The organism is Hungatella sp. SL.1.14 (assembly GCF_024460495.1).
Lineage (GTDB): Bacteria > Bacillota > Clostridia > Lachnospirales > Lachnospiraceae > Hungatella > Hungatella hathewayi.
On the sequence record NZ_JANFYJ010000010.1, the window covers coordinates 41,048 to 56,844 of the forward strand.

The following is a 15,797-nucleotide window of genomic DNA, read 5'->3' on the forward strand; positions in this document are numbered from 1 at the left end:
CTTTCACCACTTCACAAACCTCGATTCATTAAAATCTCTCTTATCTTTCAGTGCCTTACTAATTGCCAAATCAATCCCACTACGAGATTTCAAGTGATAGTAATACAAATCTTTGAATGGCGTATTCAACCTGTCTATTCGCCCCGCAGATTGCTGCATGATTTTGTAAGAATAGTTCTGTGAGTAGAATATAATGGTATCTGTCTTGATGCAGTTCCATCCTTCCGCTCCAGCATTGTACTGAACAAGATACACCCAGTTTTTCGACTCTGGGATTGGCTGGTGTTTGTGACCATTCCACTCTGCAATTTCAAAGACTCCATCGTCTTCATAAATTCGAAACAACCCGTTCAAAAGCTCCAGCTCATAATCAAAGTTGTAAAATATAATGGCTCTGGGATGCTTCTCTACAATTTCCATCAAGGCGATCTGTCGTGACTCGTCCGTATTCACAATTTTCCGCCATACATAGCAAAGACCGGCGGCATTCGCAATCGGCTCATTCTTATACGGGTCCCATCGTGTTCGTCCAACATCTTTGTATCGCTCTATGCTGTATCGAACAAATATATCTTCGTGATGAGAAACCGTCTGACGCTTGAAATCCATATTCACCAAAATACGATTTCTGAGTCGAATCAATCTCCCAGTATTCAAATATCGGTCAATCTTTGGGTATTTACTGAATCGACTATAAACCACATGTTCTCGGATGAATTCTGTCCGGTTTTTGTAAAACCCATTTGCGATGAATGCCGGAATATAATCCTGCCAGGTATCTCCCGGAGTTGCAGACAATAGAATCCACTGATTTGATTTGGTGATTTTCAAAAACGCCTTCACCCATGCTCCGGAGCCTATCACTCTCTGCTCGTCAAATATAAAGAAAGCATCCTTTACATCCTCGTACTTCTTGATATTATTCCAGGAATCCACGACAATCTGATTTGAATATAGATTGACATCCTCGTGAACCGAAAGAAGGAAAGGCGAAAGATCACCCTCCCATTCCATCGTGTCCCGCTTTCTGGCTGTTGTGATGATGTATAAGTCCTTTGGGGGATCGTCCATCGCAACATAATCCTCAACCCCCATCAAGCAATCCGGATTTCCGCCATTCTGGAGATAGTAATAAGCTAATGCTGTTCTTGATTTTCCGCTTCCAACGCCGCCACACAGAATACAACCATTTCTCATTTTTTTTACTGCTACTATTTGATAGTCATACAATTCAACGGCCATTCCGTTGCTCCTCAAGAACCGCTGTTATGCTGTTTTTCAGGTTCGCCATATCCGAATACATCTCGTTTTCATTCTTCGTGCAGTCATCTTCTATGGGGGCCATATTTAACAGACTATCCAGCTCTTTTTCTAATGCTTTCAATCGTTCATTCACGCTTATCCCTCCTCATAAACTTTCATATACTGTGAAATAATCTTCTCATAGTCCACACATCTGAAAAATATATAGGTGTAAACCAGTAATTCTTCAAATCATCAGCCATAGTCATTGGTTTGGTCAAAGAATTTCCAACTTTAAAATATCCAGCAATTCCTAGAAGAGAAAGTTGAATATAGCACATCAAAGCTGGAACTTCTTCAATGTCTTGTCCGGAAACTAATAAATGGTTTTGATAATTATAATTTTCTTTTTCTAATTGCTTTCGTGCTTCGTGAATAGCAGCAATCAAGTTGGCTCCCGCTCCGCAACATGGATCGTTGATGGTAATATAGCCATCTTTCCTTACTTTCTCAGTTACATCCGTAATGGTGATTTTTGCCATAAGCCGACACATGTCATAAGGAGTAAATATTTGTTTCAACTCATCGTAGCCAAGATTTAAGCTCATGTACATCTTTCCTAAAAAATCCTGCTCCGGATTCATTTCTAAAGACATGACCAGATTTGCAAACAACTGTGGAAAAAGTTCCTGTTTTGACTTACTGTAATGGCGAATGATATCCAAGTATCGTTTCTCTCGCTTATCATATTGAGATTTGTCCACAGAATTTGATATAGAACAAGCCGACATAACAATAAAGTCTTTCCAAATATCCCACGGTCTGTTTTTTTCTGAAACAAGTTGACGAAAAATGTTCATAAATTCTTTCTCATATCTGTCGGGTTTGAAAGTGGGAAGATTTTTCATTTTCGGCTTCGGTGATAAGCTTACTTGATGTTCCTCTTTATGAACTACAAAGTCGTGCTTCTCTGATATTTTCTTTGGTTTTTCGACCTTGGAAATAGAAGCATTGATCTTCGGTTTCGCTGTGGTTCGCTTCTTTTTCCGATTCCAAAATGCCATAACTTTCTCCTTTCGCAGAAATATAGGGCTGTTTCCTCTAGCCTTAGGACATTTACCTTGCTGGCAATATCAGGCACCCTATTTGTCGCTCATCAGTGGAATGGGACCTCTTCCGGCCCTTCTTCCTCCGCATACTTCTCAGCAAACTCATCCTCTTCGATGGTGACATACATCGTTTTCAGATAAGCCTTAATACCGCTCTTACCGTTCACGTCCCAAGAATACGGCCGAATCGTCAAATCAACCTTCCGAATCTCCGCATAGTCCAAAGTGGAAATGGATTCATCATCCAACGGTGTTTTTGTCTTTCTGGTAATCATATACACCTTAGGCGGGATATTCTCAAAGCTGACTGCCACCTGGATATAATGTTTCGGCTCTTCGTCCTCGTCTCTCGGAGCCAGCGCTCTTACATTCCATCCATCATTGGAGAGTTTCTCCGCCTGCTCCGGATCTTCGATGATGACACAGAAATTCCGATTTCCAGCCCGATTGTATTTAGACTCTTCGCCTCGGAAGTTTCGAAAAATAATTCTTGCGTTTTCAATAATGATATTGGGTACATTTTTGTAAGCCATGATATACTTCTCCTTTTCTTTAATTAAATGGTATTTCCTCATCAGCGTCTTCTGGAATGTTCATAAAATCCTCAAGCTTAGGTTTGGGAATATAAGGATCATCGGATATGAACCATTCAAAGTCACCATATTTGGATATGGTTTCCACTGCATCGTCTACAAGCTTGTCATAATAAGAACGATCAACGGAATCCTCTTTAGAGAGTTCCTTTACCATCTCAGACTCTAACCACCGATAGCCCTTTGACCCAGTGGCAGCATAATATCGTCCGTCCTTTTCTCTCATGAGCAATCCGCCACCAGCCCCCGATTTAATCGGACAGAACTGACCAACTCGTCCAATGAAAATATAATTGTGAGTCGCCTCGTCTTTTTTACAAAGCTCGCTGTATCTTGCTCCTATTTCTTCGTATGTATATCCGTATTTAGATGCAACATCTTCAAGAGATTTCCCTCCAGCCTGACTATTCCAAGCCTTGTCGATGGCATTTAATTCCCTTTCTTCCTCGGTTGTAAGCCGCGGAAGTTTCTCATTCATATCCAAATATAAAGCGCTGCTTACCGACTTGGTTTCACACACATCTTCAAAGGCAATTTCTTCGCCGCTGAAAAGTTTCTTGAAGACATACGGAATCTGGAACTGAGTTCCTGTGGCTGTCCATTTTCCGTCTTTATACTTGGCGATATAGACGGCGTCATTTACAAGGCACATCCGGTCGTATGTAGCCTCATGCTCAAAGGTGTAACCATATCGCTTTCCGTAATCCATAACAAACTGGATAATCTCCGGTGTCGCATCAGGAATCTTGATAGAGTCCGTCTTAATGTGAGCAACAGTAAAGCCCCGTTCCTGTACCTCGTGTTTAAGGTTAATCATGAACAGAGCTCCTCGTTTGGCTACAATATTATCTTTGTTTCTCGGATCACGGAACGGATTCTCGAAGTTAGCAGAAGTCAGACCATATACCGAGTTGATTGCCGTCTTCAAAGCATTTGCCAAATCCTTCGCTGTCATCTCTCCGTCAATGACCTTCTGGATATATGGTGTCAACTTCCCATCCAGCATATGATTGACTTCGTCCCAAGCTTCGTGTTTGATGCTGACTCGTCCTTCCACAATGTCACGGAAGGCTCTCGTAAATTTCACACCGAACAGAACTTCTGCAATTGCACTATGAGGATGCATAGAGGAAATATCCAGCAATGCCACATTTCCGTACATACCAGGTTCTGCATAGACATAACCGCCTTCTCCAACTTCTTCTCCTCGATATGTCGATTTTCCATTCTCATACTTGTATCCAGGAAAATATGGTAAGAGACTTCCTTCATCGCCATGCGTTTGCGCCATCATTTCGGGACACGCTTCGGCCAAGAAGGAATAGGTTTCTTCATCAAGGTGATGCACTGGCTCTGCCAGATTTCGGTAATTGAACTGATCCTGTGGTTTCCGCTCGTTTCCAAATATAATCTTCTGGGTAAGCGTATTGGTCGTATCATTCACTGTCATTCCAGCCAAATCCGCCAGAATCTGTCGAGCTGTCCAATCAGCTTTCAGATAATGGAATGCCGCTTCGGTTGCAATTACATCGTTATCACAATACTCGGCAACTTTCGTCCACATTTCTTCTGGAACCGGTTGATCCCAAGGAAGCCCAAGCTCCTGATGATGGATTCCCATCTCAATTTCCAGCTTCTTCAAGCTCTTTTTATTTCCGGCAGATGCAAAGTCATACACATCCGTATAGGAAACATTGTAGGCTTCTCCAAAGAAACAATTCGGACTTCCACTGATAATTTTTTGTGAGAGGTTATAAAGCTGCTCGTTTGTATAACCCATGAGTCTTGCATACAGAATATGATTATCATATCGCCGACAGTTAAACCCGACCAACCGGAATCGCATCAATTCCTCAATCTCCGTTGGAGTCGGGTTAATCATACGCACCACAGGCTTTCCTTCGCCCTCGATTTTCCAGTTTACAAGGAACAGATTTGGAAATACCTCAATATCGTAAAATACCAACTTTGCTTCTTCGTTTCTCCCCGCTGTGGAAGGGTCTGCTGATTTAAACTGCATCTTATTAACCAGCTTGATACAGTATTCGGCCTGATGCGTACTATTCGCAGCAAATGCTAAAACCGCATTCCGCATGTCCGTCACGTCATAACTCAAATCGCTGGAATATGCGTCCTCCAGTATTTTGTAGATAAAGTCGATACTGGGCTTAGTACCCGGATGGATTTCTTTATTCAGATTTCTCTTGATTAGTGTTCTAAGCCCTTTCTCGCTTTTAATCGCTTCAAAATTTACCATTTTATCTTCTCCTTTCGTCGGTAAACCAGAGCTAATCGTTGCGATGGGCAAATCATTACACTTTGTAAGTTTTCTTCGTAATGAGCTTTTACCCGTGAACACTTTCACTTCGATGTGGTCGTCATAAATACGACTCAGTTTTTTCACATCTCCCGTATAAATATAATGAAGATGAACCCCCTTTCCGCTTTTGCTTAGCTCTGCATAAGTCGCCGGCCACTTGCTTGCTTCTTCTACATTCCGTTCGAAGGATTTGTTCCCTTCCTTATTTGGAATATCGAAATCAATTACGATGTGGTTTTCCGGGACTTTAACATAGTGGATTTTAGAAGTATCCAAATCCGATAGCTTCGTTTTTACCTTGTTCCATTTCATGGAAGGTGTTTCTTTGTCTGTTGCATACTGCGATGGACAATCGGAACATACCTGATCGAAAATGGATTTGGCAGTATTAAACTGCAATAATGAAGGCTTCTCTTCCGGCTTTTCAGCAACCATTTCCTCTTCAAATTTTTCAGTCCGGAATCCGATATAATAACTTCGTACTCTCGAACCGTCCTCCATGTTGAATCGCTCTTTGTAGTCATGGAAATAGTTCTTCAGTTCTTCCTTAAAAATTCTCTGAGAAAATGGATAGCCTACTTTGGCTTCATCACAATAGGTCTTATACATCTCCCAGGCAGCTTTCAAAGTCGTGCCGTTTTCCCGTTTGAATACATGGTAGGAATCAATGATGAAGTTATAGAAATCATTGGATGCGCCCAGCATTGCAATGGGAATATAGTCATCATACAGACCGGGATTGTTTAGATAGATTTCCCGGCAGTGATATGCAATCGCTCCCAGTTCGAATTCAATCTGTTTCATAATTGCTTTGTATTCCTTCGGGCTCAGCTTATTTCCTGAAGGAGATACGTCAATCAGTCGTCGAATCAAACCAGATTTTGCATCTGTAATCTTTACCGGCTTGTTGGTACCCATGAACAAAAAACATTTGAATCGGTTGGAGTAAGTCGATTTGAACTTCTCATTTACGGTCATCAGCTCATGGGACACCAAGCTGTTTAACCTGGTATTATCCTCAATTCTTGACAAATCGCCATCATGCTGGATCGCAACAAGCGGATTACTCTTGAATGCCTCCAATGCAAAAGAATTACTGGACGCCCCCAGAGCTTTTGCGTCAAAGACCGAATAATACCCTTCAAAGAGCTGCTGAATAATATTGAGAACTGTGGATTTACCTGTTCCGGCAGCTCCATACAGAACCATAAATTTTTGCAGTTTTTTCGATTCTCCACATACCACAGAACCGATAGCCCATTCAATTTTCTGTCGCTCAGCCTCAGAGTACAGAGTAGACATCAATTGGTCATAAGCAGACAAATCGCCAGCTTCAAGCGGATATTTCAGCTTTTTACTGGCGTAATCTTTTTTATCGGTTTTTGTGTTGGAGAATATCAATTTGTCATCCAGCATGTGGAAAGAATCCCGCATTTGTTTCTGACAATATTTGTGCCAGGAATCAATCATTCCAGACTCTGCATCCCACATGTGAAGAACTTTTATTTCAGAGTCAAAGCGCTGGCGGCTTTCTTCTGCGTACCTATCCAGTTCACGGTCGATAAGTTGTAAAGCGTCCTGTTCATCTGTAGACCATAAACCTCGTTCCTCAATCCAGATAGCGTAGAAGTCACCACCTCGAATCATCAGATCGGAGCTTTTCTTAATAATGAACTTCGGATAGATTTCAATTACACCACGCTTTGTACTACGTGTAGAAATCATCAAAAAGTCGATCATCTCATTTTTTACTCTCCTTTATCGCACTTCATTTCCTCTATTGTTGATTCCAATTTCTCGATTCTCTTTTTCTGCTCTACTCGATCCAGTTCCAGGAGAACCAGATTAACCGTTACGATAAGAACAAGCGTACTTAATTTCCGATTATAACGTGCCTGTTTATTCATGGATTTCCGGATAGACCGGATCGCTGTTTCCGAGCTGCTAAGACTTCCAAAAATATAATTCATAACCTCGCACATTTTACTTTTTTTCTCCCTTCATTCCATTCAGAAAGCTAGTAATCGTTTCAAATTTCCAATCTTTCTGACCGTGATAAGTGAATATAAATTCTTGGCCATTTTTCTGGCGGATACGGATACTGTTCCTTCCATTTGGAAACCACATATCAATCCGCTCTCCTGAAAAATCGGGAAAATAACTCTCAAACCACTTCATTACTTCACTGTGACCCATGGCAATCTCTCCTTCTAAGTATTTTCGTCCAAGTACCAGCACATCTGATACCAGATTTCAACAGATCTCAAATCGTATCGGCTGCGATTTACGGTAAACAGTCCTCCGTCACCATTACGGCTATATTTCCGATCCAGAAACTTCTGGACAATGTCCTCGACATAATCTCTGTCAAACTTGGAATCATTCATAGAACCCAGCCCAAGATTGACAATCATATTCCAAAACCACTGTCCAGTTCGGTTTCCAATGTCTGGATCATCCATAATATGTTCTTCACACCGAATCGCAAGCGCGATCATCATTTCCAGCACACTGCAAGTCCGATTATCCAAATAGGTGGAAACCATAGAGCTGCTGTATCCGTTTTCATAACCAAACCGATACCTTAAATCCACTCCATCTTCCGCCCGATTTCCATCCATCGGAATACTGTAAGTAAATTCGATTCGATGCAGCTCTCTTAAAAGCTTTTGATACGATAATCTCTTTGAATATCTCCCATCAAATACAAGCTGATACATCCAGTTAAAATATGCATCATTAAGCTCGTTCTTTGTCATTACTCCTCCATTCGATGTGGCATCGTTTTTACAACATCGGAATAGTTTCTCTGGTCAAGCAGGATTTCATAATCGCACTTTAACCGGTCATTTCGGACAAACACAGAGTCGTCTTCATATTCCCCGAAATGATTCAGAGAGCCCTTACCGACAATTTCCTCCACATCGTCTACCTCTTCATCATTCTCGTCAGCCAGAACTTCGTCTGCATAGTAAGTGAGGCTGATTTTTTCATACTCTTCAAATTCGCCAAATTCCTCTGGCGAGATGACATAAGGTTTTTCCACAAACGCCTCTCCTTTCTTTTCCTCAACCGTTTTGGAATAATCCGTATAGCCCTCTTTCTGAATGATAGACGCGTACTTTTTGAAATCCATGTCGTCTACATCCTTCGGAGTTCTATCTTCCGCTACTTTAAGGCCATCACGAAAACCCTTCACAAAACTCTTTCCCGCTTTCTCTACGCTTTCTCTTTCGGCATAAGCTGCTTTTACGGAGTCGATTTCTTCCTGAGCGATCAGCTCATATTTCCGTTTCAGCAGTTGCCATGTACATACAGAACCAATCCCCGCTCCAGCAATAAAAGCAAGGAAAGTCAATCCTTTACTGCTCATCCTCTTCCTCCTCGTTTTTAATTGTCATTACGGTTATTGCCAAACCGCCAAAAAGAAAGGAGACACTCAACAGAATGCCTCCCATAATATGTCTTTTTCTCTTAGTATCCAGAACATAGTCCAGTACCGATATCACATTCTCCAGACCGTCCATATCAATGCTCCCTTCCCGTTGATAGAATTGCGATTCCACCAACAAAGCAGATACCGGACATTGCCGCCAGTGTATAAGACACAAATGCTAAAAGATTACGCATGATGATTCTCCTTTCTTCACTCATACCTTGAAAAATAATGATTTTCAACTTGGAACATCGGAACGCCATACGCACTGTATTCTCCTGCCGTAAAGAACACAACGTCGTAATTGCTCCTTGACTCCAGTTCCTCATAGACAAGGTCACAAATATCCGCTCGGACTTCGCACCTGTCCACTCGACCATTCCACATAGATGAAAATTGATTCGGTTGATAAACCACTTCATATACCGTATCGGGAAAATGTTCGGAATCTACCCGATTCAATATAGTATCGATAACAAGGCGTTTTCCTTCTTCACATTCACCTTCGGCTTCTGCCATAGTAACTAGGGCGATTAACTCTACATCTTCTCTCGACATTTTCGGTATAACTTCTTCTAATCCCTCCATTTCCTCAGTGGCAATTGGAATGGATTCCTCTTGCAAAACTGTAATAACCGGTTCTGTCTTTTCGACAACGCTGGCCCTAGGTATTGCTACAACGTCTTCCCCTTCTGAGTGAAATTCAGATACAAAGAACGAAGATGCTATCACGATACCACACAAGATCGGAACCGCTATTACTTTGATTAACTTGCGCATAAATTCCTCCCAAATAAAAACTATCCCCAAGAATCGTAATAACTCCTAGGGATAGTTATAAATTTATCTCTCACATCAAATCCCAGATGTTCCCATCCACATTAAAATCCAAAAGGATTGCCTGGTCGAATCCATTGACATAATCCGAATAACTCAGATTATCAGAATACAGACCGAAATCAATGTAATTATCTCCTTTAGAATTTTCCGGATTATAAACCCAACCAACAATCTGGCCGGCTTTTGTTCTCGGAAGTCCAAGCATCTCATAGACTTCATTCAGAAATACGCGCTTCTTTGCTTTCAACAAGTCGTTTGCATAACGCTCTTGGGCTTTGATGAACATCAGATTATATTCATTGTTGCTTTCCCAATGAGGATTAAGAATGGAATTTCCATCCTCATCCTGCGTGTACTTTTCAAAGAATCTGGCATAACCGCTGATATCCCCCGGACTTACCACAAAACCATTCTTCTTAACTTTCTTCTCTTTTCCAGTCTCTTCATCAATAACCGTTTCATCAAACTTTTTGGCTTTGAGATTATATTTCAGTTCACGGTCAACCTCTTCGCCAAATCGTTCGATCACACGGCTGCGATACTCTTTAAATCCTTTATCAATAGCTGCATAAGCCGCACTTAGAGCTACATTTCTCTTACGAAGAATGTTATTAGATGCCAAAATACTGGTGATTGACAATGCACCGAGTATGACGGAAGGCCCATACAGTTTGGCAAATTTCATACCGGTCTGAACATAAACAATCGCCAAATCTTTTTGGGCATCCTCGCTGGAATACCGCTCCTTCACGGATTCGTCTGCTTCACATTTATGAATTGTTTCGACATCTTCTTTTGTCTTGTCCAGAATTTCACCCACTTTTGTCGTTGCTTTACAAGCCATTACCGCGCTTGTAACCACACCGATAACTCCAGCCACAACGAGAATCTCCGGACTATGCTTCTTTAACTGGAAACTGGTTTTACTAAGAAAACCATTCATGCTCTTTACAATCTCTGCTTTTTTCATGATTATTTATTCTCCTCTTCTACTTTTTCTGTTTTCTTTAAATGGTCGATCAAATGCTGGGCGTACCAAAGGATTTTTTCCAAATCCTGGATTCCGTTTTTCTTCTTCCAACGGCAGGCATATTTGATGATGTTTGCGGTATCGGCAGCCTCAATTCCTTTTAAATCAGAAGTAAAGGCTTCGATTACATCAATAACTTCCATACCCGTTTCGGAAATATAATGATCCGGATGAGATACCATCCTGTCTTCTGACTCATACATCTTGAATCCCTCCTTTACAACGGCATTGGTTTAGGCAATTTTAAAATATAACCATCCCTTACTCGAACCGCCCTGCATCCAGCAATATCAGTCCATCCGTATTTATTGGCAGCATAATTGTCATTGGACACGTTTGCCAAATCATAAAGATCTGCAACACTAACTACCTCATACTGTGCAATAATTTCGTTCATGGCGTCTAATACCGATTCCGCATCTCCACGAGTTTCGAATAAAAGCTCATCATATTCGTAGCTCGTCCGGCTCTTCGGTGCTGTATAATCTTTCTTTCCGCTGTCGTAATACTTCTGATAGGATACCTTGGACGCTGTAGAGTTCTTTTTTGACTTCCCAGTTTCTCCATAGAGGATCATATCAATACCATTGGTAACTATATCGGAAATTGCCTTTTTTATTGCCGGCACCAGAACATCCATCACAATATAAGATTTTACGTTATTGACATCTTCAGAAATGAATACGTCTGCAAACTTCTGCATTTCTGATTTTTTCTTTGATTTTACCGTCCCAGAAATCACTTTCTCTACACGTTTTTCGGGAACAAGATTTTTCTGCTCCTCCTTTGATTTGTGGGAATTCGGCTTATATTCCTCCATTAAGTTGTCTCCTTTCCGCTCACCAAACTGATCTTTCCAGGCAATATAATCTTTGTACCCGGAAGTCGGTTGTTTTTCTTTTTAAACTGATAAGTAAGGTTTGACCTTGCTTTCTTTTCTGAAACTGCCCGTGTGGAAGCAATCCAGCGATTTGCAACACAGTTGTCAAATTCCATAACTGGGCCATCATACGAATACATGTTCATAAATTTCACCTCCGGATAAAAGAAGAAAGGGAAAGCACCTTGTTACAGGTACTCTCCCTCGTGTTGAAACACATTTTTTCGTTTAGGCTTCTTCGGAATCCTCTTTTTCATTCTCAATGATTGGTTCTTCGGGTTCATCCCACTCAGCATCGATAATCTGCTGCTCCTTCTGAGCTTTGATTTTGGCAATCATCGGCTTACCCACATACCTGTAGATTACAACACCTGCAAGTACGGCTAAACCGATACCGGCCGCAACCTTAAACCCCTTACCAGAACTCGCTTTAACGATTTCCTCTGTGGCTGTTTCCATAACCTCTTCGTTGTTCATGATTTCATTGGTTTCCATGTTTATTCTCCTTTCAATTTTTGAAAATGTGTGGTTCTTCTTCCATTAAAGCCACTGTTTTTTTCGCGCGTCACATCAGCTCACTGAAATCGTATCTCGGAGCAATACTGTAATCAATCACCAGGCAGGGAGTTCCATCGCCGGCCAATTGAGAACTAAATGATAGATTAATATACCCATTATCAATATTCCATCCCAACTCATCGCCGATTTTGATATTATCCAGACCGACTTCGTAGTAGAAATCATTTAAGGATACATACATCTCATCGCGCATCTGACGATTTAATTCACATTCCGCTTTCTTAATTTTGTCGATATCGCCTTTAAAATATCTGCCAGAAATCGCGTCATAGCAGAGCGTATTTCCCTTTTCTGTAATGATTACCTCTCTTGTTACCACTGGATTTTTCTCGATTTTATCCTTTGCAACGGCATCTTTCACAGTTTCGTGCTTCTTCTCTCCGAACATCTCAACGACTTTTCCCTGATAATCCTTGAGAGCGGATTCCGATAAGGTATATGCCGTTGCAAGTGCTGCATTCCGTTTAGCGTTTACTGAGCTGGCTCCAATTAAACATGCAATGGAGAGGGTTCCCGTAATCGCTGCCGGAATATAACATAACCAAGTTGTTTTTACCACATCCGCGACTTCAAGCTCCTCGGCTCCAATTTCCTCTTTTCTTTCCTCAATGAGAATCAGTGCTTTCGGCGTTGCCCGGACCGCCATGACAGTCGTTGTGATCATACCGGCAATACCAATTCCTGTAAGAATTTCAGGGCTGTGCTTTGCCATGGATGTTCGAACTGACGACAAAACTTTTGATATGTTCGATTTATTCATTATCTCATTCCTCCAAATATCACACTGAATATCGTTTTAACCATGTCAAGAGCCTGATTCTCAGTAAAGCCGGCACGAACAAAGCTGTCCATAATTACTTTGGTTTCCGCTGTTGCTTTATCGTACTGCTTATATTTTTCTAACTTCTCAATTTCCTTTTTCAGAGTATCAATCTCATTTTCTTTATTCCAAATTTCCATCTTTAACGCTGCTTCTTTTGTAACCATTACATCATTCTGACAATAATGCAGAATGTCTTCTGAACCAGCATCAAAGCCCCAAGGATAACGGCCAGATCTACGGGGCACAGGGCCCCTGGATTCCTGCTTAACCAACCAGAATTCCGGACGAACTCCACCAGAGCCCGAAGCGAAGCCGTAGTGCGCAGCGCCACCGTAGGCCACATAAGCGAAATAAGCCGAAGAAAACTCCTCTTTTGTAGCATTTCTCAGCCATCCCCACGTAAGCTGATCTTCAAAACAAGCAATTCGATTCTTGCACTCTTTCATCAAAGGCAGCTGTTCATCGCTATCTGGTTCCAGATTCTTGTTATCCCATTCGTCTTCGTGACCAACAATCTGTCCAACAGTTGGAATAGTAAGTCCGTAAATCTTATCACGCAACTCTTCTGGAAACGCCATAAACAGAACTGTATCCATCCACTTCTTCAGATCGGACTTTTCAAACCCGCTTTTTTTTGTAGAGCAGTTATTCATCGGCCGGCAGGTAACATATTCGTCAAATATAAACATGACGCCCTCGTCCGTAACCTTGTGAGCGGTCGCGGTAAACTCTCCAAGCTCTGCCAGCGGAATGACCATCTGATCTCCTACCTGAATGTTTGCTGTTTCGATTTTCTGCTTTCTTAATGCCTTCATAATGTTTCTCCTTTCGAAAATAAAATTTGTGGTTATAAAATAAGACCGAGAAGTGTCTCGGCCGTATTTTCTGCAACTTGAAATATGTGGTTATTTGCTGGATTTTCCGACAGATAAAGAAAAAGCTCCATTTTCAATATAAACCCTTCTATCACTAAATCGGCTTCTGTCATCGGATGATCCATAATGGCCAGTAGAATCTCGTCAACCGCCCACCGTTCATACGAACGTTCCATAATGGCTGATTTAGGCCAATTTTCTCCCGGTTCAAACAGATGCATATTCGTATAATTCATGATTTTTTGAATAGCCTCATCATTCATCAGCACTTGCTCCAAACTAAAAAGAAAGAGCCCTTGTTAGGACTCCTCTTCGTTTTCATCATCTTTTTTGGCAAGTGCCTCGTTTACCTTTTCTTCAATTTTCTCATCCATTTTCTTTTCGTTTACCCAATCGGTAAGAATACTTACTCCAAATCCGATCACCGTAACTGCAATCCCAATGGCTTTGATAAAATTTTTGTTTTTCATAAAGCATTAGCCTCCTTTTCATAATACGGTCTGTAATTTTTGCGAATCATTCAAATTTGTTGACCGCCATCGTGTCTATAATGATGCACTCCAAGCTATCTTCCAACGTTGATTTGTAATTATCAAAATCCAACCAATAGCAATCCATTTCTTCTACCATATAGCTGATATCCCATCCGAGTTCATCGCCTCCGTCTATGCCTTCGACACCTAAAAATGACAAGTATTCATTTAATGAACAATCGCCTTTAATGGAAAGATTCCGATTTACATGATATTGGGCGTTTAACACCGCTGCCATTGTGGTTCTAAAATACTTCTTTGAGGCAAGATCATAGAAAAGCAACCGTTCACTTTCAGAATCCATGTCCATGTTGTAAACCTGATAACCCCAGTCGTAGGAAGACACCATGGCATCTTTCGCCATTTCCGCATGGATTTTATCATCCGCATCCTCTCCGTAAACTGTCTTGGCTGACTTCCGATATTGCTTATAGGATTCATTGAGCATAACGTATGCACTCATCAAAGAAGCCTGTTTCTTTTGATTTAATGCATTCGCTCCAAAGATACAAGCAATAGTTGAAACTCCCAGCAGTACAGAAGGAATATAAGTCGGCCCCGCTACTCGGACGATTTCTAATTTAGTTAGATTTTCGCCCTTCTCCAGCTCTGCCTCTTTCAACAATTTTATTGCTTTAGGGGTTGCCTGAACAGCCGTAATGGTTGTTGCAATGACTCCAATAGAAGCTACTACCGTTAAAATTGTCGGAGATGAGCGATATAATTGACGCCCGACTCTTTTCAAGGTTTTAACTTTTTGCATAATATTCTCCTTTCGTTTTATCCTATTCCATGGCATATAACAGATCTTGAATATTTTCTCCAACCATCTTAGCGGTGGTAAATATAGAACTGTTCTGTTGATTCATAGAAGCAAAGTCATCCATTTTTTCTATAAATGATCGAGCCATCGCTTCTAAATTTTTTATGGACATTTTGGTCTGGGGAAAAATATGATCGGCTACATAATTTCGAAATTCTCCAATCGCCCACAATGTATTGCTCACCCTAGTGAACTCTTTCTTGTCGAATACCGGATTTGGCAACCATTCGTCCATTTCGTACATATCACATAGAATCAACGCCAATTCGTCCAAACTCAAATTTCTGACCACCTTCTTAAAATCCCCCTTTCTTGATTGATAAGAAAATAAAAGAGAACCAGTATCGGACTCGAACCGATTACCTCCACGGAAGTGTGGCGCTCTGCCAATGAGCTAACTGTTTCTCCATAATAGGAATTGTAAATTTTGCGAAGTAAAAAGAAAGAGCCATTGCTGGCTCAATCCTCTTAATTTAAACCGATTTTCTTCAGAATTTTCATGAGTTCTTCTTTACTCATATCTGCATCAATACTCACATGTACGTGCGCTTTTTCATCTGAAATCGAAGCATTCAACTCGTTTAACTGGATATCTACGTTATATCCAAGCTTTTTATGTAATACCCCTTTTGCTAATTTCGAAAGCAACATCCGTGTAAATTTTGAGTTGATTTTCATTTCGTCCATACTCCTCTTCCTCCTCTCAAGATCTAT

22 protein-coding genes and 1 tRNA gene are annotated in these 15,797 nt (G+C 41.1%); all 23 read right to left on the reverse strand.

The features are described from left to right. Nucleotides 1–3: 3 nt before the first annotated feature. The 23 genes from NE473_RS12460 to NE473_RS12570 all read right to left on the reverse strand — a co-directional run bounded on the left by NE473_RS12460 (nucleotide 4) and on the right by NE473_RS12570 (nucleotide 15,770). On the reverse strand, nucleotides 4–1,242 hold the full coding sequence (locus tag NE473_RS12460; protein ID WP_007868797.1) for a DEAD/DEAH box helicase family protein: 1,239 nt from the start codon (nucleotides 1,240–1,242) through the stop codon (nucleotides 4–6). After that, nucleotides 1,232–1,396 (reverse strand): hypothetical protein, encoded by a 165-nt coding sequence (locus NE473_RS12465; RefSeq protein WP_006781028.1) that lies wholly within the window; start codon nucleotides 1,394–1,396, stop codon nucleotides 1,232–1,234. The genes NE473_RS12460 and NE473_RS12465 overlap by 11 nt, the downstream gene beginning before the upstream one ends. A gap of 22 nt (nucleotides 1,397–1,418) precedes the next feature. Further along, nucleotides 1,419–2,306 carry an N-6 DNA methylase gene (locus NE473_RS12470; RefSeq protein WP_007868799.1) on the reverse strand — a complete coding sequence of 296 codons (888 nt, stop codon included), beginning with the start codon at nucleotides 2,304–2,306 and terminating at the stop codon, nucleotides 1,419–1,421. 92 nt (nucleotides 2,307–2,398) lie between these two features. Continuing rightward, a complete protein-coding gene (locus NE473_RS12475) occupies nucleotides 2,399–2,884 on the reverse strand; it encodes a hypothetical protein (protein ID WP_007868801.1) in 486 nt (161 codons plus the stop codon). 19 nt (nucleotides 2,885–2,903) lie between these two features. Then, complete coding sequence (locus NE473_RS12480) at nucleotides 2,904–7,004, reverse strand: DUF5906 domain-containing protein (RefSeq protein WP_119205463.1); 4,101 nt, start codon at nucleotides 7,002–7,004, stop codon at nucleotides 2,904–2,906. Between the two features lie 8 nt (nucleotides 7,005–7,012). Then, nucleotides 7,013–7,246 carry a hypothetical protein gene (locus NE473_RS12485; protein WP_007868805.1) on the reverse strand — a complete coding sequence of 78 codons (234 nt, stop codon included), beginning with the start codon at nucleotides 7,244–7,246 and terminating at the stop codon, nucleotides 7,013–7,015. Nucleotide 7,247: 1 nt separating this feature from the next. Further along, the gene (locus NE473_RS12490; RefSeq protein ID WP_007868808.1) at nucleotides 7,248–7,460 is read right to left on the reverse strand and encodes a hypothetical protein; all 213 of its coding nucleotides are present in this window, start codon (nucleotides 7,458–7,460) and stop codon (nucleotides 7,248–7,250) included. Nucleotides 7,461–7,474: 14 nt separating this feature from the next. Next, entirely contained in the window at nucleotides 7,475–8,023 is a 549-nt protein-coding gene (locus NE473_RS12495; protein WP_007868810.1) for a hypothetical protein, read from the reverse strand. Beyond that, a complete protein-coding gene (locus tag NE473_RS12500; RefSeq protein WP_007868814.1) occupies nucleotides 8,023–8,637 on the reverse strand; it encodes a peptidase associated/transthyretin-like domain-containing protein in 615 nt (204 codons plus the stop codon). Before NE473_RS12500 ends, NE473_RS12495 begins: the two co-directional genes overlap by 1 nt. Then, a complete protein-coding gene (locus NE473_RS12505; protein ID WP_007868827.1) occupies nucleotides 8,627–8,791 on the reverse strand; it encodes a hypothetical protein in 165 nt (54 codons plus the stop codon). The genes NE473_RS12500 and NE473_RS12505 overlap by 11 nt, the downstream gene beginning before the upstream one ends. Before the next feature lie 119 nt (nucleotides 8,792–8,910). Continuing rightward, nucleotides 8,911–9,480 carry a cell wall hydrolase gene (locus NE473_RS12510; RefSeq protein ID WP_007868840.1) on the reverse strand — a complete coding sequence of 190 codons (570 nt, stop codon included), beginning with the start codon at nucleotides 9,478–9,480 and terminating at the stop codon, nucleotides 8,911–8,913. Nucleotides 9,481–9,550: 70 nt separating this feature from the next. Beyond that, nucleotides 9,551–10,510, reverse strand: coding sequence for a DUF6353 family protein (locus NE473_RS12515; protein WP_007868841.1), 960 nt, complete (start codon nucleotides 10,508–10,510; stop codon nucleotides 9,551–9,553). Between the two features lie 2 nt (nucleotides 10,511–10,512). After that, nucleotides 10,513–10,773, reverse strand: coding sequence for a DUF3310 domain-containing protein (locus NE473_RS12520; protein WP_007868842.1), 261 nt, complete (start codon nucleotides 10,771–10,773; stop codon nucleotides 10,513–10,515). 14 nt (nucleotides 10,774–10,787) lie between these two features. Continuing rightward, entirely contained in the window at nucleotides 10,788–11,390 is a 603-nt protein-coding gene (locus NE473_RS12525; protein WP_006781041.1) for a hypothetical protein, read from the reverse strand. Between the two features lie 288 nt (nucleotides 11,391–11,678). After that, on the reverse strand, nucleotides 11,679–11,945 hold the full coding sequence (locus tag NE473_RS12530; protein ID WP_006781043.1) for a hypothetical protein: 267 nt from the start codon (nucleotides 11,943–11,945) through the stop codon (nucleotides 11,679–11,681). Between the two features lie 70 nt (nucleotides 11,946–12,015). After that, nucleotides 12,016–12,789, reverse strand: coding sequence for a DUF6353 family protein (locus NE473_RS12535; RefSeq protein ID WP_054346224.1), 774 nt, complete (start codon nucleotides 12,787–12,789; stop codon nucleotides 12,016–12,018). Beyond that, nucleotides 12,789–13,667 carry a DUF6273 domain-containing protein gene (locus NE473_RS12540; RefSeq protein ID WP_256265272.1) on the reverse strand — a complete coding sequence of 293 codons (879 nt, stop codon included), beginning with the start codon at nucleotides 13,665–13,667 and terminating at the stop codon, nucleotides 12,789–12,791. Before NE473_RS12540 ends, NE473_RS12535 begins: the two co-directional genes overlap by 1 nt. A gap of 32 nt (nucleotides 13,668–13,699) precedes the next feature. Next, nucleotides 13,700–13,990 (reverse strand): hypothetical protein, encoded by a 291-nt coding sequence (locus NE473_RS12545; protein WP_007868850.1) that lies wholly within the window; start codon nucleotides 13,988–13,990, stop codon nucleotides 13,700–13,702. Nucleotides 13,991–14,026: 36 nt separating this feature from the next. Next, on the reverse strand, nucleotides 14,027–14,197 hold the full coding sequence (locus NE473_RS12550; RefSeq protein WP_006781047.1) for a hypothetical protein: 171 nt from the start codon (nucleotides 14,195–14,197) through the stop codon (nucleotides 14,027–14,029). A gap of 46 nt (nucleotides 14,198–14,243) precedes the next feature. Beyond that, on the reverse strand, nucleotides 14,244–15,023 hold the full coding sequence (locus NE473_RS12555) for a DUF6353 family protein (RefSeq protein WP_148508966.1): 780 nt from the start codon (nucleotides 15,021–15,023) through the stop codon (nucleotides 14,244–14,246). A 22-nt stretch (nucleotides 15,024–15,045) separates the two neighbouring features. Then, nucleotides 15,046–15,363, reverse strand: a complete 318-nt coding sequence (locus NE473_RS12560) for a hypothetical protein (RefSeq protein ID WP_148508968.1) — start codon at nucleotides 15,361–15,363, stop codon at nucleotides 15,046–15,048. Nucleotides 15,364–15,417: 54 nt separating this feature from the next. Then, nucleotides 15,418–15,488: transfer RNA gene (locus NE473_RS12565), tRNA-OTHER, on the reverse strand. Nucleotides 15,489–15,551: 63 nt separating this feature from the next. Further along, a complete protein-coding gene (locus NE473_RS12570; RefSeq protein WP_007868866.1) occupies nucleotides 15,552–15,770 on the reverse strand; it encodes a hypothetical protein in 219 nt (72 codons plus the stop codon). Between the last annotated feature and the right edge of the window lie 27 nt (nucleotides 15,771–15,797).